This is a genomic window from Calothrix sp. NIES-2098, assembly GCF_963875125.1.
GTDB lineage: Bacteria > Cyanobacteriota > Cyanobacteriia > Cyanobacteriales > Nostocaceae > Aulosira.
In genome coordinates this window covers 4,699,330-4,726,173 of sequence record NZ_CAWNKJ010000001.1, presented here as the reverse complement: position 1 = coordinate 4,726,173, position 26,844 = coordinate 4,699,330, and the positions used below count along the sequence as shown (strand labels likewise).

Here is a 26,844-nt window from a genome sequence, read left to right as displayed (position 1 = left end):
CTCCCTTGTCTCTTCTCCTCCTTGGCGTTCTTGGCGTCTTGGCGGTAGCCTTCGGCAAGTCGCTATGCGTCTACGCTAACTCCTAAACAACCTCGTATACTGCGTTTCATGTTGCATACTAGCTAAAGATAAACCCCAACTACAACAGCTGAGTTCATCATCCTCCAAAGCTAAAATTTCTACCGTCGCAATACTCAATAATTCTTGTAAATCCAGTAAGAGCATCTGTCCGGCTGTTTGTCCTAAAGGTATCAATTTTATACCAGCAGTAATTAAATTACTTGCCCAACTATGCAGATATCCTAATAAAGCAGCTTTGATATCAATTTGCCAATGAGCCGCAGCAATCCCAAAAGCGATCGCATAATTGCAAGGATTACCAACAGCATTCAGCGTTGGCATGGTTTCTGGTTGTAGTTTACCAAGTAACTGGATAAGCGATCGCCCCATTTGCCAGCTAGAAGTGCGTAACTCTTCTGTTTCCCTAGCCGCAGATAACCATCTATTCCAATAACCTAAAGTCTGTAAATCACCAATTTTTGCAGATTTATAAGCGCGTAGCATTACCGCCGCTTCTACTCGAATTGCGCCATAACTTAGTTGAGAATCTAACCAGTTTTTGAGGTTTTGTTGATTTTTAATTGCACCTTGTTCAACCAAAGTTTCCAAACCTTCAGAATAACTATATGCTCCCACAGGTAAAGCTGGGCTAGTCAACTGCAAAATCGATAAAAAAGAGCTATCAGTGAGCGTGATGTCCATAAGCTCCCTGTTCTGGTTGAAATGGTAAAATTTCCTCTTTAATTTCTAACCCCAGTTGTTCCAACATTGTGCGTAAAACTGAGTCTGTCGATAAGCGTAAATAGTTAATTTTAATTTCTACAGGTACGTGACGATTACCTAAATGATAAGCCGCCCTGAGTAATAACTGTGGTGTGTCGGCAAAAACAGTCAATACTGGTTCTGGTTTGGCAGTAATTCTAATTAAATTACTTTGGCTTTCATCTTGGAGAATATCGCCATCTTGCAACACTGTTCCTCTGGGTAAACGCAAAAATACAACTTTGCCATCTTGCGTTTCAAAGCGATGACGGCTGCGGGTGCGTTCTTCCGCAGTCAGAGGGAGGGTAAAACTAACTACTGCATCAGGATCGGGCGGTTTACGTTCGGTAAACGTCAGCATAATTGATGAAATTAAATCGGCAAGTTTTGTCTATAAAAACTTTTAGGTAATATACCAGTGAAATGTATTCTGGTGATGTTTCCTGAAAAGCTTCTGAGTGCCGAAAGCAGTATGGTTATACTCCCGATAGGCTTGGTTTTTTCTATCTAAAGGTTGTTTTGCTACTCATATCCAGTTTTGAGCGAAGATTTTTGATTAATCTTTGTAATGTCAGTATAAATAAAAGCATCAAATTGAAATGAGGTTGTTAGTACACATAGTAGGTACCGTGCTTGTAACTGTATCGCTTGTAGATATTTACTTGACAGTGTTGTTTCCTCGCCTTGGCAGTAGCTTACTGAGTTTGCCATTAGGTAAAGGAATGTGGCGATTCGTCCGCTTGATTGCACGTATCGCCCCCTTTAAGGACGAAAAGCTACTCGCCCACAATGGGCCGATGTTGATGATTCTAACAGTAATAGTCTGGCTATGTTTGCTAATCTGTGGCTTTGCTTTAATTATTTGGCCTGAGTTAGGTTCAGCTATTCAATCTAGTGATGGTTGGACTGAAACTGATTTTGTTACTGCACTTTACTATAGCGGTTTTTCACTAACAACTCTTGGTACTGGAGATCTGATTCCAGAAGTCGGCTTTCAACGACTACTAATAATTTTAGAGGCAGCGCTTGGCTTTTCAATATTTACTTTGACTATTACTTATCTGTTCTCAATTTACAGCGCACTCATTAGACGTAATACCTTTGCTTTAAGCTTACATCACCGTTCGGCTGGTACAGCAGATGCAGCAGAAGTATTAGCAAGACTAGGCGCTAGTGGCGAACTTAGTGGCGTACAGCAAGATATTTCCAACATGGCTAGGGACTTAATTAACTTACTAGAATCGCAGCATTCTTACCCAGCGCTACTTTATTTTCGCTTTCGACAAACTTACTATGCTTTGCCACGAATATTACTGTTGACAATGGATACAGCAACATTAATGAAAACTGCCTTAAACGCCCAAAAGTATCGTTCAATAGTACATTCTACAGCACTAGCAGAATTATGGGGTGGCAGTCAACAACTGCTGATGGAGTTATCTAGCTTTTTTCTACCAAGGAGTAGTTTAAATATGAATCAATCTTTAGAGGAAGTGTGGCGAAAGCGATATTATTATGCAGTGGAAAAATTTAGAGAAGAGGGGATAGAGATAACGCCAGATTTAGAGTATGGTGCTTCTTTATATGTGTCTTTACGTCGAAAATGGAATCCTATTTTAGTTGGGCTTGCTAATTATATGGGATATCACTGGAGTGAAATAGCTCCTTATGAAAAGTAAGCTACCTAGGCTTTTTGTATACTAATTTATCTAAAATTGGCATACAAATAAGTAGTAGATGTAATCAAATATAAAATTTAATATTTTGAATTAGATCTAAATTTTGCTTTGACCTGCTGTATGCTATTTACAACATTGTAAATTGGTATTGGTTGAGTTTTGCCTTCTAACTAAGGAATACATTTATGGGTAGCTTAGTATTGTTATTAGTTGGTTTAGGAACTTTGCTTTCGGCATTAAAGACTAAAGATGAAATTAATCGGATTACCGCTTTTATCAGCGGGACAATTTCTCTAATTTGGGGATTAGCTCTAGCTCCCTTGGCATTTCAGTTACTAGTTGAGATTGTCTCAATTTTGGCGGCTTTCTCTGTTTGTATGCGTTGTTTAGGTTGTGGTGTAAAAGGAGATTAACTTATAACTTGTTAACTGACAAAATTCTTGATATCTCCATGACATTTATAATCTCCATAAAACTTTAGCTTTGCTGCTTAAGAATTTTAGATTTGATTGCTGTCAAATTCAAGGGCAATATCTGTAACTACTGATTTTAATAATTCTTAACGCCTAAATGCACTCCTCAACACCACTTTGGCTCGATATTTATTGCTAAAACACTTCCTGCGCAATAATTTAGTGTTTTTTATCTACAGGAATTAACAGGTAAGTTGCTTGGTCTTCAGGTACGTTCTTGGTCTGATTTTCACTCGTGGTTAGATTCCTTGCATCTTTAACTGTATCTTTGACATCAACAGCTGTATCCTTGACAGTATCTACTGTATCTTTAACAGTTTTATTAACATTAACTGCCGTACTCTTGACAGCATCTACTGTATTTACGACAGTTTTGTTAACCCCTTCAGCTGACGTTTTAACAGCATCCCCCACATCTTTGACAGTGTAATTTACACCATCAGCTACAGTTTTAATTGCATCTCCCACACCTTTAACAGTGTTGTTAACACCCTCAGCTGCACCTTTGACTCCATTTCCTAAGCTTTGAATAGTTTGATTGATTCTTTCGGCTGTACCTTTAATAGTTAAAGCAACAGCTACTGCACCCAATGTACCACCAACAATGGCTCCCATAGCTATTTTAGCTAGATTATTATTTTTGCCACTATCTACTGTATATTCCTCAGATGTGTCTGTCGCGAGATCGATATCGTTCTGAGACTTATCTAAAAGCTGCTGGTTTCCATTCATAGTTATTTTCTCCTTTTTCACAAATCCAATCGAGGTCTATTGATTAAGTATTCCTAAGCTTTGGTAACTTAGGAATACTTACCCAATCAGGATTAATTAATCAACAATTGTTGGTGAAATTCTCATCAAAAAAATCTTGGTTTGATTCAGAATTTGAGCTATCTTCACCTAACAGTCAGTCAAGCCGAGAAATTTCTTCTTCCAGCGAATTATCTTCAAGAGAATTTGCTGGATTTTCTAGCTCTGTTAAGGTTACTGAAGTAACAATCAGTCCTTCTGTTTGCTCTGGAGATGAAATGTAGAACATTGATTCACGGTCTGGTTGACCCATACCAATTTGTTCGTTCGTGTTCTGTTGGCTACCTGTCATCGGGCTTTGAGATTGATACCCCTGATTTCCAGATGGCTGGACATCGTTAACTCTATTCCTGGCTGAGTCTGCTGCACCTTGCACAGCTTGGTTAGCATTCTGGGCTGTATTTTGGATTGCGTCTAGCGTACCTACTGTAGTTTGTCTAGCTACATCAGTGACATTCTGTGCTGCATCTTTTGCGATGTTTGCGCCAGCTTGTACAACTTGGCTAACACCTTGAGCTGTATTTTGTACGGCGTCCAATGCACCTGCTGCGGTTTGCTGGACTCCCTGCGCAACACCCTCAGCGGTATCCAATGTACCACCCACAATAGCTTGGCTAGCACCTTCAGCAACACTCTTGGCTGCTTCTCCTAAACCTTTGGCTGTTTGACCAAGACCCTCGCCAATAGTCTTTGATGCTTCTGCGATACCTTTGGCAGCAATATTCAAGCCTATACCGATTCTTCTACCTGCTAGAGCACCTACTGTAGCACCAATGATTCCTCCGATGAGTGCCCTAGTGAACATAGGATTCATGCCTTTATTTTCTGAACGAGTATCAGGTTGAGGCGTCGTTCTAGGAGCATTTACATCTGTTCGGACATCAGTACCTGTATTGATGTTAGTTGAACCTGGGTAGGATTGACCTGTTGTTGTGCCACTATATCCAGTTCCAGATACTCCAACACCTCTATTAATGTCAGTTGAACCTGGATAAGATTGACCCGTTACAGTGCGGTCAACATATTCGTTTCCAAATACTCCAGCGTCTTGGTTAATGTTAGTTGAACCTGGATAAGATTGACCCGTTGCGGTGCGGTCAACATTTCCACTCTGATTGTTAAAAGTCTGGCTGCTTTCTACCATATCAATGGTCTCCTTAGGTGACAAAGGATTAACAAACATCTGTTAAATGTTACTTATTGCCAGCTATTAACCTAACAATTACAGACATTAAGTTAATTCCTCTAAAGAAACACATATTTAAGTGATTTTTTTTCTAGAGGAGTAGTTTTTAACCTTAGTTGCTATTTAAGAACGTAAGAAACAACAGCTATAGTTTACTGAGACTGATTCACAGCAGAAAATGATTAACAAAATCATTAATATCTACTGTAGCAGTGGCAACATTGAAGGCATGAATGAATATAGAGAAAACAGGTTTAAAAGGTTAGATGATGCAGAAATATTAACAATTTATTGTCTCAGGAATTTATTTCCTTCAAAAACCTGCTAAAAGCTTGTAAATATATAGCAGAGTATGCTTTTGATGCCAAGATTTATCTGTTGGTGCAATTGTTTTTGAGATGCGATCGCAAATTATGCCATTAGATAGAAATGGCGTTGAAATTAGTTAACTTATCCAAAGCTATCTCAAAATTTTTATTTCACAATCAGTATTTATCTGCTGCTTTTAAAGAAAGGCACTAAGCAAGTCTACTTAGCCAATCGCAAAATCATATAAATGATGTGCCATTTGCAATTTAGAACAAGGGGCGATTTCTTGCTGTTTTCCTCGTTTATCTAAGAATATCGCTTGATTATTATCGCTACCAAAACCACTATCAGTTTTATCGATGGGATTAGCAACAATTACATCTAATTTTTTACTTTGTAATTTTTCTAAAGCAGGCGTTACAATATCGCCAGTTTGAGCCGCAAATCCAATTAAAAGTTGATGAGGCTGCTTGATTTTTGCTAATTCACTCACAATATCTGGTACAGGTTCTAGAGGTAAAGATTGGGGAAGCGATCGCTTGGGTAATTTCTCTGTACTATAATCTCTGGGTTTGACATCTGCGACGGCTGCGGACATGACTATCACATCTGCACTCGCTAAATATTCCTGCATTACCTGCTGCATTTCTTCCGCATTAATTACAGGAATTGCTTGCACTCCCAAAGGCACATCCCAACTAGCCGGGCCGTGTACTAAGGTAACGTTTGCACCTCGGTGAAGTGCGGCTTGTGCTAAAGCTAGTCCCATTTTCCCAGTGGAAGGATTACCAATAAACCGCACCGGGTCAAGATACTCTCGCGTTCCTCCAGCACTAATTAATACTCGTTTCCCGACTAAATCTCGTTTACCACCTGTATGCAATAAAGATTGAATATAACTCAAAATCTCTGGCGGTTCTGCCATTCTACCCGCACCGACGCGATCGCAAGCTAATAATCCCGATGCCGTACCCATCCCATGATATCGACTATCTGTTAATAATTGCCGCCAATTGCGTTGTACTGCAAGCTGTTCCCACATATCTGTGTTCATCGCTGGCGCTAACAGCACAGGACAAGTAGAAGCCAGTACAGTATTGGTTAGTAAATTATCTGCCATCCCATAAGTTAACTTGGCTAATGTATTGGCAGTTAAAGGTGCAATTACCATTAAATCTGCCCATTCACCCAATTCAATGTGCAATGGCCGAGAATGAATTGGTTGCCAAAACATATCATCTGTATAGGCGGGATGACGGGAAAGGGTGGCTAAAGTTAGGGGTGTGATAAATGCTTGTGCTGAATTGGTGAGAATGACGCGCACTTCCACCCCGCTTTTAAACAGCGTCGAAACTACCTCACAGACTTTATAGGCGGCGATACCGCCGCCTACACCGATTAAAACCTTTGATAATTTTGGATTCAGCATTGGCGATTAAGGATGAGCAAATCAGATTAAAGTACCTTCATCCTTAATCTTTAACACGACATCCGTTATCTAAGCTTCATCGTAGGGTTCCAAGTCTAAGAGGTGGATATAGGGTTCAACTAACTCCGGACGCTGAAATGCGATCGCTCGCAGTAGATGCCAATCATTCAAACCCTCAAAAGCATTGCTATAATTATCCATCTCTAGACGTGTAGCTAACTCCTCAACCTCTGCCACAGTCATAGCAGCAATCTCTTTCCTGGAAATGCCTAGAGTTTTCATAATGCTTGCCCCTCCCTATTGCAGCATTCGCACCCAGCATGGGTCGGGTTGTGCTTTTCACGGCCACCCAATATATCTTACTCATTAGATGGCGTGAATTTTGTAAAAATTTTCCGGAATTCTACGATAATTTGTAAAAAAATTGCAACCGAGACTACTCAATTGTATTTACAACAAAATTCCGTAGCAGGTCTAACATTTGTAAACCGATTTCATGACCCATATCAAATTCTTCGTACTGCACCGGAACTCCCAAAGCTTTTAAGGTGTCTCTGGCTTTCACAGCAGCTAATAATGGTACAACTTCATCTTGTCTACCATGAGTAATTAATGTTGGGGGAAAATTATCTTTCGCAACCTTTCCCGCCTCAGGATGCAAATAACCACTCATGGCAACTAAACCTGCTAAAGGTAAGTTTAATCCTACATCCATAGTCATTGCCGCCCCTTGAGAAAATCCACTCAAAATCGTTCGCGATAAAGGTACACCAGTGACACTTTCTAACGATAGCAACCAATCTGTGAGCATTTGGCGGCTTTCTGTTAACCCCTCATACATATTTTCTGTTCTCAAGTCATACCATGCCCTACCTATAGGAGCATAGGGATAAGGATAAGGAGCATTCGGAAAGATAAACTGATAATCTGGCAAGTTAAAAAATGGCAATAAAGCTACAACATCATCGGCACTGGCACCCCAACCGTGTAAAGTAACGATTAAGCCTGATGGTGCTTGCTCTGATTCTGGAGGAACGGAAATAAATTCTAAACTTTGAGTCATTAGTCAGTAGTCAGTGGTTAGAACTAAGCTTTTACGCATTTAAGTTATATATTCACTCATGAGGGTTGTCATTTGTCATTGGTCATTTGTCATTAGTTATTTCTCCCCACACTCCCCACCCTCCCCACACTCTTCTCATCCTGCCCGATCCCAATAATAATTATTTAGGCTGACCTACTTAGTGGCCTGTAAAATGATCTTCTGCCTTCATTGTTTATACCAAAGGAAACTGGGGAATTATGGCGCGTCTGGCACTGCTAAGTGTATCCAACAAAACTGGTTTAATTGACCTAGCCCGTAGCTTGGTTGAAGAATTTAACTTTGATTTAATCAGCAGTGGAGGAACAGCTCAAGCAATCAAAGATGCGGGAATACCAGTTACAAAAGTCTCTGATTATACAGGTTCGCCGGAAATTTTAGGCGGTCGAGTCAAAACCTTACATCCCCGAATTCATGGCGGGATTTTGGCAAGAAAGGATTTTCCTCAAGATGTTGCAGATTTAGAAAATAACCAAATTCGTCCGATTGATTTGGTGGTAGTCAATCTGTATCCTTTTGAAGAAACTATTGCTAAACCAGGCGTGACTTTACCGGAAGCAATTGAACAAATTGATATTGGCGGCCCTGCAATGTTAAGGGCTGCATCGAAGAACTTTGCTCATCTGACAGTTTTATGCGATCCTGCCCAATATGATGAATATTTAAATGAATTACGTCAAAATAATGGCGCAGCTTCTCTAGATTTTCGCCAAAAATGCGCCTTAAAAGGCTTTTTACATACTGCTAGCTACGACCAAGCGATCGCATCTTACCTCGCCGCCGCACAGCCTAGTGAATCTCCTTTACCCCAGCAATACAGCTTGTCTGGAAAACAAGTGCAATCTCTGCGTTACGGCGAAAATCCCCACCAAAGCGCTGCTTGGTATGAAACTGGAAATACTTCAACTGGCTGGGCGGCTGCAACTAAATTACAAGGAAAAGAACTCAGTTACAACAACTTAGTTGATTTAGAAGCAGCACGCCGCATCATTACTGAATTTACAGATACCCCCGCCGCTGCAATTCTCAAACATACTAATCCCTGCGGTGTGGCTTTGGGAGATACCCTGAAACAAGCTTATGAAAAAGCTTTTAATGCTGATGCGGTTTCCGCTTTTGGGGGAATTGTCGCCCTGAACCGTCCAATTGATGAAGCTACAGCTAGCGAGTTAACCAAAACCTTCTTGGAATGTGTGGTAGCACCAGGTTGTGAAGGCGATGCGCAAGCTATTCTCGCGGCTAAATCCAAAGTCCGGGTTTTGATTTTACCAGATTTGAGCAGCGGCCCCAAAGAAACCGTAAAAGCGATCGCAGGTGGTTTTCTCGTACAAGCAGCTGATGATGCGATCGCCGATACTAGTCAATGGCAAGTTGTGAGCGAACGTCAACCCACCGCCAGCGAATTAGCCGAATTGCTATTTGCTTGGAAAGTTTGCAAACACGTAAAATCGAATGCAATTGTTGTTAGCCGCGATCGCGCTACTCTAGGAGTAGGTGCGGGACAAATGAACCGCGTTGGCTCGGTTAAAATCGCCCTCGAACAAGCTGGAGATCAAGCCAAAGGTGCGTTTCTCGCCAGCGATGGCTTCTTTCCCTTTGATGACTCAGTGAGAACAGCTGCTGATGCGGGAATTACTGCGATCGTTCAACCAGGAGGAAGCCTGCGAGATAAAGATTCCATCAAAGCTGCAAATGAATTAGGGTTAGTGATGGTGTTGACAGGTGTTCGACATTTTTTACACTAAGTTTGTGCCCGTGTCTAGTACAGTTCATAAACTGTCACCTACTATACTTGTAATTTTTGGGAACAACTGATATTTTTTAGTTGTGTGTGAGGAGCAAGTTAAAGATAAAAAACGCTTGGGGTGGAAACACGGCAACACTCCCAGGCGTTTTTTAATGGGTACATAAAAGTTTGATTGTTTTTCACTAAGAAAACTTGCACAATTCTCAACAAACGTAGGGCAAGCACAAAAAGTTAACATAAAAATCAGCTTTGCAACTCGTATTAAAAATACTCACCCTACAAAAATATTTCGGTATTAGCTATGATCGGGAACATCAATTCTCGCCGTACCAATAGGGATATCTCCTTGCAATCCCACCCTTTGAGCAGTTAGTCCATAAAGCAGCGTTTTACTACCTGGAATCCTGGTTCTGACGCCTGTAAATTGCACCTCTACAGCATCACCGGGAGATACAGGTTGGTCAAATGTGACTGTCAAACGCTGTTGGTTAATCTGTGTCTTGGCTGGAATTTCTCTCCCCGATTGGTCTTTAATTTGAACTTTATCAAAGCTTTCCATCTGGTATGGAAGAGTAACCATTAAATTTTGCACAGACATCCCAGCTACTGCTACTTTAATAAAGTGAGTATTATTTAATACTCCAGAACCAGTGATATGGGGAACGCTAATTGTATACGCTATTTGAGATTGTCCTTGCATATCGAGATTTTCATATTGAGCAGGTGCAGCTATAGCCGCAGCAGATGTAGTCAGTATTAACGCAGATAAACCACCAAAAAGTAATCCTTTCACGATCGAAACCTCATTGATTGGTAAGCTCAGGGCTTGATGTCTCTCAAGAACCTGTAACTAATAGATTGGTTTATTACTATGAGATAAAGCTGACTAATAAATGAAATTATTATGAGAGTTGAATATTATTTTTCTCAGTTAGAAATTTTTGAAACCGAATCGGGAAAAATCCTTATCTATCAAGGAAGGTAGCTTTTTAAGCAAAAGCTATAAATCTATTCAGGAAAAACTCATTTTTCTATGAAATCTTTCAATTACATTGAAATTATAGAGAAATAAGCCTCTGCTATTTTAGGAGGAAAATCAACTATGAGAAGTTTAATTTATGTCGAATTACTTAACGCTTTATTGAACCCAGTACGCCATCGCGTAGAAGAGATAGAAATTAACAATCAAAATCTCGCTCGCTTATTCTGCAAAATGATCCCAGCTTACTGTCCTTTTGCACGCGATATTAAAATTTTGGGTAAGACAGTTTTGCATATTCCACCTTTATGTAAGCTCAATCCTCTTTACGATCAACTTATGGCTCTGCGCTTCAGATCTTTGTCTTATTTAGCAGATATTTGTGGTGAAGATATAACTGCGTATTGCTAATATCGCCATCCGATCGATGAATCAAATATAAGAAGGTAAATAAGTGTAATGAATCTTTATCCATCGTCAAAGACCTAGTAGAAAGTATAGGTGGTAAGGTTGCATTACATTCAGAGTCAGGTACAGGTAGCAATTTGATTCTGAGATTACCTGCTTTAGGAGGAAAATATGGCAGCACACATCCTTTTAGTTGAAGATGAAGTTAAACTAGCGCGATTTGTCGAATTGGAATTGAGTAGCGAAGGCTATCAGGTGAGTGTAGCTCATGATGGCATTGAAGGTTTGACTTTGGCGCGAGACTCATCACCAGATTTAGCGGTGCTTGATTGGATGCTACCAGGACTTACTGGTTTAGAAATTTGTCGCCGTCTGCGTGCAACTGGTAACTCAATGCCAGTGATATTATTGACAGCAAAAGATGAAGTAAGCGATCGCGTCGCTGGTTTAGATGCTGGTGCTGATGATTATGTAGTCAAACCCTTTAGCATTGAGGAACTTTTAGCCAGAATTCGCGCCCATCTCCGCCGCACTCAAGAAACCGACGAAGATGTTTTGCAGTTTGAAGACTTGAGTTTAAACCGTCGCACTCGTCAAGTATTTCGCGGTAAACGTGCAATTGAATTAACAGCAAAAGAGTTTGACTTGTTAGAGTACCTACTAAGTCATCCCCGTCAAGTATTTACTAGAGACCAAATTTTAGAGAAAGTTTGGGGTTACGACTTCATGGGAGACTCTAATATTATTGAAGTTTATATCCGCTACTTGCGTTTGAAATTAGAAGAAAATAACGAAAAACGCTTAGTTCATACAGTGCGCGGTGTAGGCTATGCACTGCGGGAGTAACCTTTGATGGCTTTTTGGTTAACTGCAAAGAAGTTAACTTAGACAAGAAAATAGTATTTAAGTTAATACAAATTACAAAAAAGAATGTGGAGGATAATACCACTCCACTATTTCAGCCTGTCCGTTTTCAAAGGAGATTTGCTTAAATCTAATTCTCTACAAATATCTGAATATTGGCGATTTGAAACTATGGAACCAGCCTTCAAACTTGCATCAGCTTCCAGCATAGAAACGCTTCTCAAATTGATGAGTGAATTTTATGCACACGAGCAATTATCTTTTGATGAGCAGGCTGCACGTTCAGCTTTAACACTAATTTTAAATCATGATTCCTATGGTCAAATTCACCTGATCTATGTAGACAAGGAGATTGTTGGCTATATAGTTATAACATTTGGTTTCAGCTTAGAATATCGTGGACGTGATGCTTTCGTCGATGAATTCTATATTCAGGAGAAGTATCGAGGACAAGGAATCGGAAAGCAGGGTTTACAGTTGGCTGAAAAGATTTGCCAAGAGCAAGGTGTTCAAGCTCTACATCTAGAGGTAGAACGTGAGAATATAAATGCTCAGGCTGTGTATCGAAAAGCAGGATTTATTGATAGCGATCGCTATCTGCTGACAAAATGGTTATAAACGATGACAAGCAAGCTTCCTACTCTGGTTGATTAACTTCCAACCAGTTAAACAAATCCTCAATAGCTGTAAAATCTAGCAACGCTTCGCCAAGTTCCTCTAACTGATTGAGAGAAAAGGTTTGGATGCGCCCCCGGACTTCTTGTGGTAACTCTCCAATTATCGTCATCACAGTGAATCAATTTTTGTTTAATAGCCTGTATGCGATCGACGAGTGTTAAATAACACAAAGTTCTTAAAAATATTTACGCATACAGCAACTGATTCTTAATTTCATCAGCAGTTAACGTGCTTACTAAAATACCAATCCGTTGCGCGACCTCATAGGCATTTTTCTGAGGCACAATGATAATCCCAGAATGCTGTCTGTCTTCCTTTATGTACTGAAGATGCAGTCGTTCAAAATCAACTCTGTTATGGGTTAGGATACATCTGCCTAGAGAAGTTGCAAATTCAAGTTGCTCATTGTCGGTTTTGCCCAAGGTTGTTTGTTCAGGAACAGTTGTGACATCCAGACCACGCGATCTCAATAACGTGGCAACCAATACCGACATATCCTCATCTGTGTAAAGTGCTGCAAAAGTTGTCACAATTTACCCAATGCCGATCTCACAGATGGATGAACTAATTCATCAGGTATTCGGTTTTGCTCGATGTACTCATTAATCTCTGCCTGATGATCGAGATAGAAGCTTAAGGCATCAAACACTTGTGCTAGAGTCAGATGGGGCAAATGGTTCAAAATTTCTTCTGGCATAATGCCTAACCGCCACAAACCGACAATAGCACGAACGGATGTACGAGTACCTATAATAATTGGCTCTCCACTCAAAATCCCAGCATTGCGAGTAACGTAGCGTGAGAGAGTTTCAGCAGGCATAGAATAAATTGCTCAACAAAACCAGTATTACCTATAGTCTATCAATATATAAGCTAGTCTCAGCATTGCTGTACATCGATTTTACTTCCACTAAATAATAGTATCTATCACAATCACAAAGATATACTTCATTGCTCAAGCGATCGCCTCACCTGAGTTAAAGCTTCTTCTCCTAGAATCGGCTGCACAGAACCGTTGCGAACTTGATCTCGTCGTTTCATCGCTTCAGTAGCCCAAGCTGCTTGAATAGTTAGATTGGTATCAAACTCCAAGCTTTCAACTAGCTTGTCTCCAAAAGTTTTTTATTTTATTGTCCACGTCCTGGTTTGCAATCTGCAAAACCTAACGCCTCTGTGTCGAGAAAACTAGCGATCGCCATTTCAATAACTGCTTCAACTGGATATTCAATTTCAGCAGCATGAGCAATTAGAGCCGCTTTAATTCTTTCAGGCAAGCGTTCTAAGATGACTTCGGCATCAGCAGAAGAAAGTTGCTCCTGAAGTTTGGCTTGCATAAGTTTACCTTTCCGTTGGAATTTGGACGTTGTAAGGGGGTTCAGTGGCTCTGAGGATGATGGCTTCTAGCTCCAATAGTAACGCAGGGTTCTCCCAGTGAGAAATTGGATGTACCGCAATCCGAACATCTTCATCGCTATATTTATCAAGCCACGCCCACAAAAAAGCTTTATGCCCACCACTGAAACGACCACGCAGACTCTTGGTTTTACCAATGTAAAGCAAACCATCGGTTTTGTGCCTAATTGCATAAATGCCAGGACGAGCAGGAATGTTACTAAACTCGCGGCTTAAGGGATGACATTCCTCAAAGGGAATGAAGGCAATTGCATCCAGAATTCTCCGAGCTTGGGCTTGCAGTTCAGAGTCGTTTGTTGACATGAAAACAAAAAGGCTGATTGCACAGAATTTATGCTCCCACAAATTTTGCCATCATCTAGCATCAGGCGATCGCACTTTGATAGTTTGTCTTATGATGATTTCACGTCAGAAGCATTCTTTAAACCTAAAGCTTTTTAATTCTAGATAAATCAGTTGAACAGTGCAGTTGATCTGTTATAAGTAACCTTTGTATCAATATAAGCAGCTTTGGTAGTCCACTTAAACCGAATTCTTAAGCAAGACTAACTACGGTGGTTGTATCAGCTTAAATGATACCTGAAATCTCTATGGCAGTTGTCTTCTTTATGTCCCATTGATTTTTCCAAACTAGAAAGAAGCTATTAAGTTTCTCTTCGTTATTTTCTAATTGGGCATAGTATTTTTCAAACTCATTCTGAATTTCAGTAATATACTTGTGAGTATAAATAGTCATTACAGGATGGTTGTATTTGATCGGGATATCACTTTTTTCTGAGGAAATTATTATGTTATATCTCTTATTATCATCTTTTAGAAAACCCTGATGAGCAAATCCGCATCGGACACCTTGATATAAAAGATTAATTGCGTTGTCATCTAAAAATGAAAATATTGCTTTTGCCCTATTTTTGAAAAATGTACTGGACTGACCGTGGCTAGATTTTCCTTGTATGTAATTTTCCAAAGACTTAATCAAAGGTGTGACAATATGAACTGCAACTACTGTTTGATCATTTTCTATTAATTTCAGCGCCGGCTCGAAGAACCAACCTTGCGTTCTATCTTTGTATATCAATCTTGCAGCAGTTTTATCATCAAAATTGAATGGGCCTTCATTCGGTTCCGTACCTGTTATTTTCCAAGTCTTACAGTTAAGTTGAAATCTAGGGCTAACCTGAAGCACATCAGACATATTGGCTCCTTTATTAGATTGGAAAGTTTCCCGGCGAAAACGTTTAAATGCTCTAGCTGCTTCTGGAATTAGTTCAATGTACCAATGGTTATTGATTTCTTCTGGAAACCAACTAATTATTGCCAGTGCTTGTTGCCCAACTTCCTCATGCTCTAGCCCAAAGAACTTGCAGAATTTTTTACCTAAAAGACCAATTTGTCCAGGAGAGTCATCATCATATCCCGCCGCTTGGGATAACTCCCAAGTACGTAATCTGCGATTGTCTTTCATAAAGTAACAATGCTGATACAGCTTATTCAAAATAGCTTTGTGTCCTAGGGTTAAGCCTTGATAAATTGAGTGGAATGCCTCTAGATATTGTTCTTCCGAAGGAATATAACGTTCAGTATCGTTAAACACTCTCTTCTTCCCCTTTTTGATTTACCAAAATGCGAAGTTTAAGTATCAATACTAGCCACAAATTGTATTGAATACTACTTAAACACCTAAAAATGGGATAGGCAACTTGCCTATCCCAGTCAAAAATTAAGTTATATCTGTAACCCTAAATTTTCAGGGTTCGCTTTAGCTTTAGGTTCCAGAAGTCCAAGAATTGATGTACTCAATTTGGTCTGCTGTTAGGCTATCGATGTTAATTCCTAGCGCCTGTAATTTTAGGCGGGCAATTTCTTCATCTACTTCTCTAGGAACTGAGTGTAAACCAGGTTCGAGTTTACCTTTGTTTTTCACTAGGTATTCTACAGCTAAAGCTTGGTTGGCAAAGCTCATATCCATCACTGCGCTGGGGTGTCCTTCCGCAGCAGCAAGGTTAATCAAGCGGCCTTCGCCCAGAACGATCACTGATTTGCCACTAGGCAATTTATATTCTTCGGTGAAGGGACGTACTTGCTTGATTTCTGTAGCTTTAGCAGCCAAGTATTTCAGGTCAAGTTCAATATCGAAGTGACCGGAGTTACAAACGATCGCGCCGTCTTTCATTACGTCGAAATGTTCGCCACGAATTACGTGCTTGTTACCTGTAACTGTGATAAACAAGTCACCTTGAGGTGCAGCTTCTGCCATTGGTAGCACGCGGAAACCATCCATTACGGCTTCAATTGCCTTGATAGGGTCGATTTCGGTGACAATGACATTTGCACCTAAACCACGGGCGCGGAGTGCTGTACCTTTACCGCACCAGCCATAACCAACAACAACAATGGTTTTACCAGCCAGCAGGATATTGGTAGCGCGGATAATGCCATCTAGGGTTGATTGCCCTGTACCATAGCGGTTATCAAAGAAGTGCTTGGTATCAGCATCGTTGACATTCACTGCGGGGAAGGTGAGAACGCCATCTCTGAACATGGCGCGTAACCGCACAATTCCGGTTGTGGTTTCTTCAGTGGTGCCAATCAGATCGGCAATTTGATGTTGACGTTGCTGAACTAGGGTAGCAACCACATCACTACCATCATCAATAATAATGTTGGGGCGATGGTCGAGAGCTATTTGAACGTGGCGGTTATAGGTTTCGTTATCTTCGCCTTTTTGGGCAAAAACAGGAATTTCATGATCGACAACGAGGCTAGCTGCTACGTCGTCTTGAGTTGATAGGGGATTGCTAGCAATTAAAACTGCATCTGCACCACCAGCTTTCAATGCGATCGCTAGATGTGCTGTTTCAGTTGTTACGTGGGCACAAGCCACTAGCCGCAGCCCTGCAAAGGGTTTTTCTTGAGCAAAGCGATCGCGGATTTGCCGTAAAACTGGCATCTCGCGTCCAGCCCATTCAATGCGCTGTCTTCCCAAGGGAGCTAGGGCGAGGTCTTTAACCTCGTGCTTTAATCGGGGAGAAGTTGCGGTCATCAAAAATGTCCTCTAAAAAGTCAAAAAAGGTACGTAGTCTTTACGTATCCTAATAGATTATTCCACGACTTGCGATTTTTGGCTGTAATCTCCAAACACTAGTCGATGGTTCTGTCAACTAGCTTGACGCTCGATCGCGGTAATGTCAACTGAAGGAGAAGAAGAGGCAGAGGGGGATGAGGGAGTGTCGGGAGTGTGGGGAGACAAGGGGGACAAGGGGGACAAGGAGGGCAAGGAGGGCAAATGAGAAATGCCCAATGCCCCATGCCCAGTGCCCTCAAGGTGATAGACTTTTCTGCCGCCTTTCATGCGTACTGAGATTTTTCTTTATACTTTTTTAGTTTTTGATTTATCCTTGATCGGAGTAATATCAAAAACTCCTGTAGTTATTGCTGGCAACAAACTAAGTATGATGTCATCTGTCTAAAGATAGGGATTACTCAAGGTGAAAAATATCTCTCTTGCAGGGATTGACTTAACTTTAGACAGGTACATTTACTGAAATTGATTGTGGACGATAACTGGGGAGGTGTTCAACAAGAGATTTTACGCAAGGAGGTGTTGGAGTGCGCTTTAAATTTTTGGCGCTTGCAGGTTCAATGGTTATAGCCGTTGGATCTGTTCCAAAAGCTACAGCCCAGATTCCCTTTTTACCTAACTTGCCAACTCCTAGTAGTGTAAGTAAAGAATCAGACAGTAGAATTGTCTCTGGCTGGATCTATTTAGATGGTCGTAGGTTGTTCCAGATAGCGGCAACAAGAGCTATTTTCCCAGAGCGATCGCAAAATATTCAACAAAACTTGAATGAAATCAGCCAAAATTACCTGCGTTCCGATGCTCAAACTATCAATGTACAGGTGCAAAAAGTCAAAGACGCACCTGTAATTACTATCAACGGTCAATACTTGATGACAGTCACTTCCGAAGACGCGAGACTGCGAGAGGAAGATGCAACACTTTCAGCAAATCAAATATCTGATACATTACAAGAGGCTTTGCAACGGGCAAAGCGAGAACGCAACAGTCAATATTTAATCGATCAAGCTAAAATAGCAGGGGCGATCGCGCTGGCAATGATGGCTGCTAGTTGGGGTGTATATTATTGGCAGCGTCGTTCTCAAGCACATGTCATAAATCCAATACCCCCAGCTTCACGCCAAACACAACCAATTACAACTCAATTAAATCAACAGCAACATCAGCATTTACACGAAGTCAAGAAACGGCTGTTTCAGCTGACTCAAGCTGGAATTTGGGGAGGCGGTACATTCACGATTTTGGGTCTATTTCCTTACACCAGAGTCTTTCAATTAGCTATTCTTTCAGCTGCGCAAATTCCTCTGAGATTGGGGATTGTGGCGCTGGGAACTTATGTGGCAATCCGTTTCAGCTATGCTTTGATTGACCGCTTTACCTCCACTCTCATCAGCAGTGGGGCTTTATTCGCATCAGAAACTTCCGAACGTTTACAACTACGAGTTTCTACGTTTTCAGGTGTGACTAAAAGTATTGCAACTCTTACCTGTGTGACAGTTGGCTTTTTCCTCGCATTAGTCGCCTTGGGGATAGATGTTGTTCCCTTGTTAGCAGGTGCGAGTTTAGTGGGCGTTGCAGTCTCTCTAGCTTCGCAAAACCTGATTAAAGATGCGATTAACGGTTTTCTGATCATCCTCGAAGACCAGTATGCCTTAGGCGATGTAATTAATGTGGGAACTGTAGGAGGCTTAGTAGAAAATCTCAATTTGCGGATGACTCAAGTCCGCGATTCCGAAGGGCGGTTAATCACAATTCCTAATAGCGAAATCAAAATCGTTGCCAATCTTTCTAGCCGTTGGTCAAGAGCAGATTTAACGATTCCTGTAGACTATCAGGCTGATATTGACGAGGTTTTAACCTTAATTACTACTGTTGCTTTAGAAATGGATGAAGACCCATTATGGCAACATCAGATTGTAGAAACACCGAAAGTTTTAGGAGTTGATAATTTTGGCGATCGCGGTTTAATTATTCGTGTATGGATTAAAACCCAACCTCTCAAACAATGGGATGTAGCGCGGGAGTATCGTCGCCGCCTGAAAATCGCCTTTGACAAAGCCGGAATCAGCATTCCTGTACCTCAGCAAGCAATTTGGATTAATGATGTGCAATTACAGCAACTTCAGGAAAATGGCAAAACTAATTAGTCATTAGTCATTTGTCATTGGTCATTGGTAAATCCAAGCGACTAATGACAGTTTTATAACGGGAAACTCCATCTCTTTGTAGGTGGAGTTTTTTATCAGCCTTTATGTAAAAATACGCAGTGAGAGCAGAAATCAAAATTTTCACTATGAATAATACTGCTGCAATTTTTTACAAAAGAGATGGCTACGATACATCTGGGAAAAGGCTTCTAGGGCGTCAAGCTGCGGGTGAAGGTTTTCTCAAGGCTTTAGTGCAACATGGAACAGCCGATTCACTTTATTGTTATACATCTAGCCAAGGAGAATTCGCCGAATTTTGCGATCGCATTCAACCTTGGATGCAACGTCCTCGTCCAGTTAAGTGGCTACCCAGCAATAATTTTCAGGTACTTGCACAAGCTGGAACAATCTATCAGCCTGACCCCGTACTATCTAAATATGCTTGGAATCGAAGATTTTTCGATCAACGTGCGTATAGTATCTGCGGAGTAACTCATACTATTGCAAGTATGGAGGTCATGGAAAGTGTTGGCGATCTACTAATTGCTCCGCTTCAGCCTTGGGATGCTCTCATTTGTACGTCTGTTGCAGTTAAAAGTGCTATTAAACATCTTCTTAATACCTGGGCTGAATATTTAGCTCAACGCACAGGCGGGAAACCAAATATTCATATCCAACTGCCAATTATTCCTTTAGGTATTGATTGCGATGCTTTTAATTTAGGGGATAATACTACAAATATTCGCACAACTCTGCGTCAAAAACTCGGCATTCCCCAAGATGATATTGTTGTGCTGTTTGTTGGGAGATTGTGCTTTTATGCCAAGGCTCATCCCGTACCAATGTATTTGGCTTTAGAAAAAGCCGCACAAGCAACCAACGCCAAAATTCATTTTGTGCTGGCTGGCTGGTTTGAAGATGAAAAAGAGCAAGTTAGCTTTCAACAAAGTGCCAAAATTTTCTGTCCTTCTGTTAATTGTATTTTTGTTGATGGACGCAAACCAGAAATTCGTTCGGGGATTTGGTCTGCGGCTGATATTTTTATTTCATTAGTTGATAATATTCAAGAAACTTTTGGATTAACACCAATTGAGGCAATGGCTGCTGGTTTACCTGTAATTGTCTCAGATTGGAACGGTTATCAAGAATCTGTACGACATGAAATTGACGGTTTAAGAATTCCGACAATAATTCCTCAGCCAGGGTTAGGGCTGGATTTAGCATATGCATATCTCAGTAATAATTTGAATTACAGCACTTATATTGCTCATACATCAATGGCAATAGCAGTCGATATTGATGCGGCATCAAGAGCATTAGTAGAGTTAATTACTAATCCTGAACTAAGAAAACGTTTGGGTGAGAACGGAAGACAGCGCGCCCAACAAACTTACGATTGGAAAGTTGTCATCGCAGCTTACGAAAATTTATGGCAGGAACTAGCAGAAATTCGTACTGCTGCACCAATGTCTGTATCGCTTCAGCCAGGCGAACCACCAGTACCTTTATGTGACGATCCTTTTCGGTTGTTTGCTCATTACACTAGTAAAACGCCCAGTCAGGATTTAGTTATCGGACTCGGTGCAATGAGTACACCAGAGCATTTACAACAAATCCGACAGAATTGGATAACTAATTTTGGTGCAGAAAGAAGAAACGCCAGTTCAATTATAGATGCAGTGTTAGCGGCGATCGCCCAAAACGGCCCAGTCTCAATTGAAACAATCCTCAATTCTCATCCAGGTGTTTCCCCGATTCAATTACTGCGTACTATTCTGTATCTGATCAAATTTGATGTCCTGCATATAGAAGATTCATTCTAGGAAAGAAAAAAGTAAGTAAGCCTGTCTGTAAACACCTATAAAGCTTCCTACAGATAGGCTTTTGGTGAAGCAATGCTGTTCAACTTTCTTGCCCGGTCGTAGCTAGATTAATAGAAAAGTATGAGTCAGTTTTGTCACATCCATACAAAGCCATTCGGCGTATAACGTTCCCGCGCTTCTGACACCGATAACCGGAAGCATCTTACCGACGACCCAGATTAATTCCGATACAGCGCGGTTGTTAGCCTGATGGGAAGCATGACTATGACAGCATAAAGCTACAGGGAAGTTACTGTCCGATTTAGCAACAAACTTATCAGTAAATACAGCATAATAATGCTGCTAGCTGATGAGGCAATAAGTCTAACACTGTTATATTGAATCAGTCTCCGAATGCCGCCTTTATCGGAGTAACCTTGGCGCTGGAGTCGATTATGAATTGGAACCGCAAACGTGAGGCTGATTATCATAATTGATGCGTTCAGCACAAGCAACATAAGTACCCAGCCAAGCTTAACTTCTACTGGATGTACAAATGCCAGTAGCAGTGTACTTAGCATCAACAACATGTAAGGTATGTAGATACTAAACGAGAGCCTGCGCTCATATTCTTTGTGAAACGATACAAACTCTGTTTGTCCAACCCAACCAAAGAGTGGATAAGTAGTGACCTGTGTGTACCAATGCAGAGCATTGTTGAAAAATGTTGCAGAAGCAGCAATCACGAAAACAATAATTTCTATGCTCATGATGTTTGTATGTCCTAATATTACTTATGAATGCAAATCAATTAATGGTTTTTGAGCTAATGGAAATACTTAACCAAGCCTCATCAGTCAAGAAAATCTGCTGTCTACTGGAATCATATTCATATAACCCCAAAAGAAACTTGCCTTAATTGTCAACATCTTTGGCTGTCGTTGATTTCCATGAAGCATTGCTCGTCGCAACACGCTTTAGCAGTCCATTGAGAGTCTGTTGTTCTTCTAGTGTTAAGGCAGCGAAGAATTGTTTTGCTACTTCAATCGATACATGTTCTGCTTGTTGGAGTCGTTGCTCGCCAGCCTTTAAAAGATGAACTTCATAGGCTCGCCCATCGCTCGGATGAGGTCGTCGTTCAATTAAGCCCTGCTCTTCTAGGTCATTGAGCAAAGTAACCATGCTAGCTTTATCAACACGAAGTTTGTCACCTAGTCGTGCTTGAACCATTGCACCTTCACCAGCTAGTAATTGGAGGATACCAACCTGGAGCGGGCGCAGATTTAAGGGAGTCATAGCACGGGCATAAAACTGTGCGCCAAGTTCAGTCACCCAGTGAAGTACAAAGCCTGTCCAGTCACTCAGACATTCTGGCAAAGGCTCCCAGTCTAGATCGTGTTCACTAAAAGTATGCGGATTAACTGATGGGCTGTCCTGCTTTGGTACTTCAGCAGATTGCTTGGAGGATATTCGTCTTTTCATAGAATTAAAAACGCTTGCTCAAACAAACGTTAGCATAAAAAACGTTTGTTAAACAAACTACTTGCAGTTCACCATACCAATTTAGGAAAAATATATTCTCTAGAATCTTGAAGCCCCGACCGCGCAATTAGGCTGAACAGCATTGGCTCTTAAAACTGTTGATACGACTCGGCTGTGGCAACAAAAGTAAGAAATTAAAGGCGCTCCTAATCTTACTTTTGTGCTTTTAGGAGCATTGTTACTATCTACTGCTTTGAGGCGATGCCTGCGGCGGGCTGCGCCAACGCACCTCCACCGATTATGGGTGTTTGGAGATTCGCTCTGATATTCTTAGTCAGGACTTTAGCCCTGATTTTGATTGCTGAAGTAGTAGCTACGAACTTATAACACGATCGCAAAACGAGTAGCAAATTGTGTCATCTCTGAGTTATTTTGCACTAGCACAATACAATAAACAATCATTTGGGCTGGTGAAATGTGGACAAAAGTTAGGCAACTACTTTGGCAATGTCGTAGCTTATGGATTATTACCCCTAGTGTTGCTGGATTGATTCTGTTAATCCGCTTTAGTGGGTTTCTCCAGTTCCCAGAGTGGATGGTATTCGATCAATATGTGCGTTTACGTCCCCTAGAACCGCCTGACGATCGCATTGCAATTGTCGGTATTGATGAAGAGGATTTACACGAACTAATTGGACAGGACTACATCCCAGATAGTTTACTCGCTAAGTTACTCGTAAAACTACAACAGAGAAAGCCTAGAGCCATCGGTTTAGATATTTATCGCGATTTACCTGTAGAACCAGGGCATACAGAATTAGTTAAGGTTTTTCAAAATAGTTCCAATATAATTGGTATCCAGCAAGTGACTGGTGGTGGCGTCCCTCCTTCCCCAGTACTCAAAGCTAAGGGACAAGTCGGCGCTAATGGTCTACTGATTGATGCAGATGCTAAAGTCAGGCGGGGATTTTTATCGATTCGCGATCGCAAAGGAGAAAAAATTTGGAGCTTTGCAATGCTTCTGTCCTTACAATATTTGCAGCCGCAAGGAATCAATCCTCCTCCAATTGATGCACCAATATATCGCTTGGGTAAAACTGTATTTCCGGCTTTTAGGGCAAATGATGGTAGCTATGTGCGAGCCGATGCTAGCAAATACCAAATTTTATTGAACTATCGGGGGCCAAAACAGTCCTTTGGCTATGTTTCTATGAGAGATGTGTTACAAGATCGTCTCCCACCCGATTGGGGACGCGATCGCATCATCTTAGTTGGTAATGTGGGGGAAATTTTTGAAGATTTTGTCTTTTCTCCCTTCAATAGCGGTTTCCCTTTGAGTATCGAACACACGCCGAGAGTAGAAATCCATGCTAATCAAATTAGTCAAATTCTCAGCAGTGTAATCGATCGGCGTCCTTTAATTAAAACTTGGTCAGAACCATTAGAGTGGTTGTGGATTTTGCTATGGTCGGGAGTAGGCGCTATCCTGGTTTGGGAATCGCGATACGTTGGTGAAATCACCAAAGTGTCATTTCATAAAGTAATCGCTCCTTTTCTGGCGGCGATCGCTCTAATAGGTATAACCTTTTTGGCTTTTCTAGACGGTTGGTGGATACCAGTGGTACCGCCATTATTAGCTTTAGAAGGAAGTGCGATCGCAGTTACAGCTTACCTAGCGCGCATGGGTGGAGCAATTCGCAAAACTTTTGGACGTTATTTAACTAATGAAGTAGTTGCCAATTTATTAGAAAATCCTGATGGACTCAAGTTAGGAGGCGAAAGACGCAAAATTACTATCCTCACCTCTGATTTGCGCGGATTTACAGCTATATCTGAACGCTTACCCGCCGAAGAAGTGATTAAAATTATCAATCTCTACTTGGGATACATGGCTGATGTAATTACCCAGTACCAAGGAACCATTGATGAATTCATGGGGGATGGAATTTTGGTACTGTTTGGCGCTCCTACCAGTAGAGAAGATGATGCCACAAGAGCGATCGCTTGTGCTGTAGCCATGCAATTAGCGATGGAGCCTGTTAACGAAACAATGAAACAACTAGGATTACCCCATTTGGAAATGGGAATTGGGATTAATACTGGTGAAGTTGTTGTAGGTAATATTGGCTCCGAGAAACGTAGTAAATATGGCATTGTTGGCAACCAAGTTAACCTCACCTATCGCATAGAATCTTATAGCGTCGGCGGGCAAATTTTGATTTCCGAATCAACCTTTCAAGAGGTAGGTTCATTGGTCAGAATCTACGAACAAAAAGCCGTCCAACCAAAAGGTGTACAGCAACCCATCACAATTTATCAGATTAGCGGTATTGGTGGAGAATATAATCTTTATCTGCCGATAGAAGAAGAGTTATTTGTGACTTTACCAGAAGCAATTGCGCTACAATTTATAGCTTTAGATGGTAAGCATATTGATGGCTCAATGATGACAGGAAATTTGATAGAGCTTTCAGTAAAATCAGCAAAAATTAGCATTAAGCAAAGTGCAAATTCTGTAATTTTAGCACCTCTTACTAATATCAAACTTAATCTAATGATGCCAAATAGTACAGTATTTAGTGAAGATATCTATGCTAAACTTGTGAAACAAGCAACAGAAAATATTTTTTATATCCACTTCACCAATAAACCGCTAGATGTGGATAAAAAATTAACCACACTATATGAGAAAATAATAAATAATTCGTAATTTGTAATTAGAATTCACAGAAGAAAAGCTAATTATAATTACGAATTAGTTTGAATGACTAAAAAAATGCTGAGATAGATCGATTTTGCGTAAGGGTTTAGCAATACTAAACCCTTCATTGCTTACAATCCTACTAATTCACGAGATTCAAAATCAGTGAGTTGTTGAGCGATCGCTAATCTGGCTTCTAACTTCGCTACACTAAATTGGTTACGCAGATATTCTAGATGCGCGATCGCATTTGCTTTGTCTGCGGTTAATCGTAGCTGTGTATCTACTGCCTTTTGATATTCTGGATTAACTAGTAATACTTCAAAGCGACGTGCCTTGCGTTGTGCATCGTTTTTTAAATCCATATCAAAGGCAGCGCTACGATCTGCATTACCTTCAAATCGGTTAATTTGCTGCTGAACTGCCATCAACTGAGAGTCTAATTCATTAACCCGTTGGGCAGCTTGTACTATTGCATCTGGATAATAACTCAGTTGCATAATTAAATAATCTTCCTCTGTCTTAAAAACTGGAAATGGGAAATAGTAATACCAAGTTGCAATCAAAATTAGTATCTGTCATTGCGACCGGAACGCAGTGAAGGGAAGCAATCTCATAAATCCCAAGCTACTACACTAGACTGCAACTTATTATAAATAAGGCATTGGGCATTAATTTCCTATCTTTCCTTCTGCCTTCTGCCTTTCTGCCTTCTACCGTTCTTAAGCCGCTTCTCGTAATGGAGATGAAGCACTCACCTCTGGAAATGAGAGCGATAGTTGTTCAGCTTGCGGTACAGCAGCTTGTTCTAACACTGTTACTTCGATATTCACACTCACTAAATAACTGCCTGTATCAGCACCAACCGCATCAGCGATTAATTTGGCGATATCTGGGCGTTTTGCAGTCAGTGGATCGCGTAAAATACACCGATCCCATTCGTGTTTGGCTGTGGGATTGAGGTTGAGAATATAGTGCTTCATCATAGAACTAACCGTTAATTCCATCTTCCTGAAAACTGCCACAGAGCCATTTTGCACTTAATCAGGCTTTGGGGCGCTATACTAACTATTATAGTACATTTGTACCCAATTGTGTCAAAAAGCTAGATAAAGCAAGGCTTTGGTTGGTTTGCTTCTTCAATTTTGGATTTTTGGATTCACACTTGCCATAAGCTTGGGTGTCAGAAATTTCAAGAGGAAAGGCTTTATGAGGGAAAGCAAACCATTGCTCAAGAATAGGGAAATTCTCGAACTCTACGCCACTGGTGTTAGAGATTTCACTAATTACGATCTGTATATTAGTGATGAAATTATTGGAGCTAATCTGAGTGGTGTGAATTTCAGTGGGCTGGAATTGTCCGACTCCTACATGGAAAATATTAACTTGAGAGGAGCTAATTTAAGTGGAACTATTCTCAATTCAGTTTGTTTGGATGGTGCTAATTTGAGTAAGGCTAACTTGAGTAATGCCATCTTGGTTAGAGCTACTCTGTATGGAGTTGATCTAATTGAGGCCGACATGACTAATGCTGATTTGAGAGATGCCGATATCGTCAACAGCAACTTGACCAACACTAATCTAACTGGAGCGAATCTCGAATTTACTTTGCTCGAAAACAACATCTATTGCAATACTATTATGTCTGATGGCAGTATTCGCAGTGATTGATTCTGGTTCTTTGGAATCAGCTAGTAAAAATACATTTCTATGTTTTGTACCAAGAGTGAGTAA

28 protein-coding genes and 2 pseudogenes are annotated in these 26,844 nt (G+C 40.8%); 10 read left to right on the top strand and 20 right to left on the bottom strand.

The genetic code is table 11. From position 1 onward, the window contains the following. Positions 1-75: 75 nt before the first annotated feature. Positions 76-762 (bottom strand): urease accessory protein UreF, encoded by a 687-nt coding sequence (locus tag AACU33_RS19750; RefSeq protein ID WP_096590273.1) that lies wholly within the window; start codon positions 760-762, stop codon positions 76-78. Beyond that, positions 743-1,183 (bottom strand): urease accessory protein UreE, encoded by a 441-nt coding sequence (gene ureE, locus AACU33_RS19745; protein WP_096590272.1) that lies wholly within the window; start codon positions 1,181-1,183, stop codon positions 743-745. The genes AACU33_RS19750 and ureE overlap by 20 nt, the downstream gene beginning before the upstream one ends. A gap of 268 nt (positions 1,184-1,451) precedes the next feature. On the opposite strand from ureE, the gene AACU33_RS19740 reads away from it, so the two are divergent. Both AACU33_RS19740 and AACU33_RS19735 read left to right on the top strand, forming a co-directional pair. After that, positions 1,452-2,501 carry a potassium channel family protein gene (locus AACU33_RS19740; protein ID WP_339376152.1) on the top strand — a complete coding sequence of 350 codons (1,050 nt, stop codon included), beginning with the start codon at positions 1,452-1,454 and terminating at the stop codon, positions 2,499-2,501. A gap of 185 nt (positions 2,502-2,686) precedes the next feature. Next, complete coding sequence (locus AACU33_RS19735) at positions 2,687-2,914, top strand: hypothetical protein (RefSeq protein WP_096590270.1); 228 nt, start codon at positions 2,687-2,689, stop codon at positions 2,912-2,914. Positions 2,915-3,133: 219 nt separating this feature from the next. Here AACU33_RS19735 and AACU33_RS19730 read toward each other — a convergent pair whose 3' ends face one another. The 5 genes from AACU33_RS19730 to AACU33_RS19710 all read right to left on the bottom strand — a co-directional run bounded on the left by AACU33_RS19730 (position 3,134) and on the right by AACU33_RS19710 (position 7,771). Continuing rightward, positions 3,134-3,706, bottom strand: a complete 573-nt coding sequence (locus AACU33_RS19730; RefSeq protein WP_096590269.1) for a hypothetical protein — start codon at positions 3,704-3,706, stop codon at positions 3,134-3,136. Positions 3,707-3,881: 175 nt separating this feature from the next. After that, on the bottom strand, positions 3,882-4,928 hold the full coding sequence (locus tag AACU33_RS19725) for a hypothetical protein (protein ID WP_096590268.1): 1,047 nt from the start codon (positions 4,926-4,928) through the stop codon (positions 3,882-3,884). Positions 4,929-5,502: 574 nt separating this feature from the next. Further along, positions 5,503-6,708 carry a bifunctional phosphopantothenoylcysteine decarboxylase/phosphopantothenate--cysteine ligase CoaBC gene (gene coaBC, locus AACU33_RS19720; protein ID WP_096590267.1) on the bottom strand — a complete coding sequence of 402 codons (1,206 nt, stop codon included), beginning with the start codon at positions 6,706-6,708 and terminating at the stop codon, positions 5,503-5,505. A gap of 69 nt (positions 6,709-6,777) precedes the next feature. Beyond that, positions 6,778-6,990, bottom strand: a complete 213-nt coding sequence (gene isiD, locus AACU33_RS19715) for a protein IsiD (protein ID WP_096590266.1) — start codon at positions 6,988-6,990, stop codon at positions 6,778-6,780. Positions 6,991-7,144: 154 nt separating this feature from the next. Further along, positions 7,145-7,771 carry an alpha/beta hydrolase gene (locus tag AACU33_RS19710; protein ID WP_096590265.1) on the bottom strand — a complete coding sequence of 209 codons (627 nt, stop codon included), beginning with the start codon at positions 7,769-7,771 and terminating at the stop codon, positions 7,145-7,147. A gap of 239 nt (positions 7,772-8,010) precedes the next feature. On the opposite strand from AACU33_RS19710, the gene purH reads away from it, so the two are divergent. Further along, positions 8,011-9,555 carry a bifunctional phosphoribosylaminoimidazolecarboxamide formyltransferase/IMP cyclohydrolase gene (gene purH, locus AACU33_RS19705; protein ID WP_096590264.1) on the top strand — a complete coding sequence of 515 codons (1,545 nt, stop codon included), beginning with the start codon at positions 8,011-8,013 and terminating at the stop codon, positions 9,553-9,555. A gap of 297 nt (positions 9,556-9,852) precedes the next feature. On the opposite strand, the gene AACU33_RS19700 is transcribed toward purH, so the two are convergent. Then, a complete protein-coding gene (locus AACU33_RS19700) occupies positions 9,853-10,350 on the bottom strand; it encodes a DUF2808 domain-containing protein (RefSeq protein ID WP_096590263.1) in 498 nt (165 codons plus the stop codon). Between the two features lie 309 nt (positions 10,351-10,659). Here AACU33_RS19700 and AACU33_RS19695 point away from each other — a divergent pair, with 309 nt between their 5' ends. From AACU33_RS19695 to AACU33_RS19685, 3 genes are all read left to right on the top strand, one after another. Continuing rightward, positions 10,660-10,947, top strand: a complete 288-nt coding sequence (locus AACU33_RS19695; RefSeq protein ID WP_096590262.1) for a Mo-dependent nitrogenase C-terminal domain-containing protein — start codon at positions 10,660-10,662, stop codon at positions 10,945-10,947. 168 nt (positions 10,948-11,115) lie between these two features. Next, a complete protein-coding gene (locus AACU33_RS19690) occupies positions 11,116-11,790 on the top strand; it encodes a response regulator transcription factor (protein WP_096590261.1) in 675 nt (224 codons plus the stop codon). A gap of 189 nt (positions 11,791-11,979) precedes the next feature. After that, positions 11,980-12,426, top strand: a complete 447-nt coding sequence (locus tag AACU33_RS19685; protein ID WP_096590260.1) for a GNAT family N-acetyltransferase — start codon at positions 11,980-11,982, stop codon at positions 12,424-12,426. A gap of 19 nt (positions 12,427-12,445) precedes the next feature. Here AACU33_RS19685 and AACU33_RS19680 read toward each other — a convergent pair. The 8 genes and pseudogenes from AACU33_RS19680 to ahcY form a co-directional block, all read right to left on the bottom strand. Next, positions 12,446-12,586, bottom strand: a pseudogene (locus tag AACU33_RS19680) (DUF4351 domain-containing protein); the annotation flags it as partial. Positions 12,587-12,671: 85 nt separating this feature from the next. After that, on the bottom strand, positions 12,672-13,016 hold the full coding sequence (locus AACU33_RS19675) for a DUF5615 family PIN-like protein (protein WP_096590258.1): 345 nt from the start codon (positions 13,014-13,016) through the stop codon (positions 12,672-12,674). Further along, positions 13,013-13,306, bottom strand: a complete 294-nt coding sequence (locus AACU33_RS19670; protein ID WP_096590257.1) for a DUF433 domain-containing protein — start codon at positions 13,304-13,306, stop codon at positions 13,013-13,015. The genes AACU33_RS19675 and AACU33_RS19670 overlap by 4 nt, the downstream gene beginning before the upstream one ends. Before the next feature lie 128 nt (positions 13,307-13,434). Further along, a pseudogene (locus AACU33_RS19665) lies at positions 13,435-13,596 on the bottom strand (addiction module protein); the annotation flags it as partial. A 17-nt stretch (positions 13,597-13,613) separates the two neighbouring features. After that, positions 13,614-13,820, bottom strand: a complete 207-nt coding sequence (locus AACU33_RS19660) for a hypothetical protein (protein WP_096590255.1) — start codon at positions 13,818-13,820, stop codon at positions 13,614-13,616. Positions 13,821-13,824: 4 nt separating this feature from the next. After that, positions 13,825-14,202 carry a GIY-YIG nuclease family protein gene (locus AACU33_RS19655; RefSeq protein ID WP_096590254.1) on the bottom strand — a complete coding sequence of 126 codons (378 nt, stop codon included), beginning with the start codon at positions 14,200-14,202 and terminating at the stop codon, positions 13,825-13,827. 265 nt (positions 14,203-14,467) lie between these two features. Continuing rightward, positions 14,468-15,493 carry a hypothetical protein gene (locus AACU33_RS19650; RefSeq protein ID WP_096590253.1) on the bottom strand — a complete coding sequence of 342 codons (1,026 nt, stop codon included), beginning with the start codon at positions 15,491-15,493 and terminating at the stop codon, positions 14,468-14,470. Between the two features lie 171 nt (positions 15,494-15,664). After that, complete coding sequence (ahcY, locus tag AACU33_RS19645; protein WP_096590252.1) at positions 15,665-16,942, bottom strand: adenosylhomocysteinase; 1,278 nt, start codon at positions 16,940-16,942, stop codon at positions 15,665-15,667. Between the two features lie 566 nt (positions 16,943-17,508). Between ahcY and AACU33_RS19640 the strand changes: the two genes are divergently transcribed. Both AACU33_RS19640 and AACU33_RS19635 read left to right on the top strand, forming a co-directional pair. Then, on the top strand, positions 17,509-19,125 hold the full coding sequence (locus AACU33_RS19640) for a mechanosensitive ion channel family protein (protein ID WP_096590251.1): 1,617 nt from the start codon (positions 17,509-17,511) through the stop codon (positions 19,123-19,125). A gap of 146 nt (positions 19,126-19,271) precedes the next feature. After that, complete coding sequence (locus AACU33_RS19635; protein WP_096590250.1) at positions 19,272-20,948, top strand: glycosyltransferase family 4 protein; 1,677 nt, start codon at positions 19,272-19,274, stop codon at positions 20,946-20,948. Between the two features lie 278 nt (positions 20,949-21,226). Here AACU33_RS19635 and AACU33_RS19630 read toward each other — a convergent pair whose 3' ends face one another. Together AACU33_RS19630 and AACU33_RS19625 are read right to left on the bottom strand one after the other, a co-directional pair. Beyond that, on the bottom strand, positions 21,227-21,697 hold the full coding sequence (locus tag AACU33_RS19630) for a hypothetical protein (RefSeq protein ID WP_096590249.1): 471 nt from the start codon (positions 21,695-21,697) through the stop codon (positions 21,227-21,229). A gap of 145 nt (positions 21,698-21,842) precedes the next feature. Beyond that, a complete protein-coding gene (locus AACU33_RS19625) occupies positions 21,843-22,409 on the bottom strand; it encodes a MarR family winged helix-turn-helix transcriptional regulator (RefSeq protein WP_096590248.1) in 567 nt (188 codons plus the stop codon). Between the two features lie 475 nt (positions 22,410-22,884). Here AACU33_RS19625 and AACU33_RS19620 point away from each other — a divergent pair, with 475 nt between their 5' ends. Further along, complete coding sequence (locus AACU33_RS19620) at positions 22,885-25,119, top strand: CHASE2 domain-containing protein (protein ID WP_096590247.1); 2,235 nt, start codon at positions 22,885-22,887, stop codon at positions 25,117-25,119. Between the two features lie 122 nt (positions 25,120-25,241). On the opposite strand, the gene AACU33_RS19615 is transcribed toward AACU33_RS19620, so the two are convergent. After that, entirely contained in the window at positions 25,242-25,613 is a 372-nt protein-coding gene (locus AACU33_RS19615; RefSeq protein ID WP_096595312.1) for a hypothetical protein, read from the bottom strand. A 219-nt stretch (positions 25,614-25,832) separates the two neighbouring features. Continuing rightward, a complete protein-coding gene (locus AACU33_RS19610) occupies positions 25,833-26,096 on the bottom strand; it encodes a hypothetical protein (protein ID WP_096595311.1) in 264 nt (87 codons plus the stop codon). A 223-nt stretch (positions 26,097-26,319) separates the two neighbouring features. Here AACU33_RS19610 and AACU33_RS19605 point away from each other — a divergent pair, with 223 nt between their 5' ends. After that, positions 26,320-26,781, top strand: a complete 462-nt coding sequence (locus AACU33_RS19605) for a pentapeptide repeat-containing protein (protein ID WP_096590246.1) — start codon at positions 26,320-26,322, stop codon at positions 26,779-26,781. Positions 26,782-26,844: the final 63 nt, after the last annotated feature.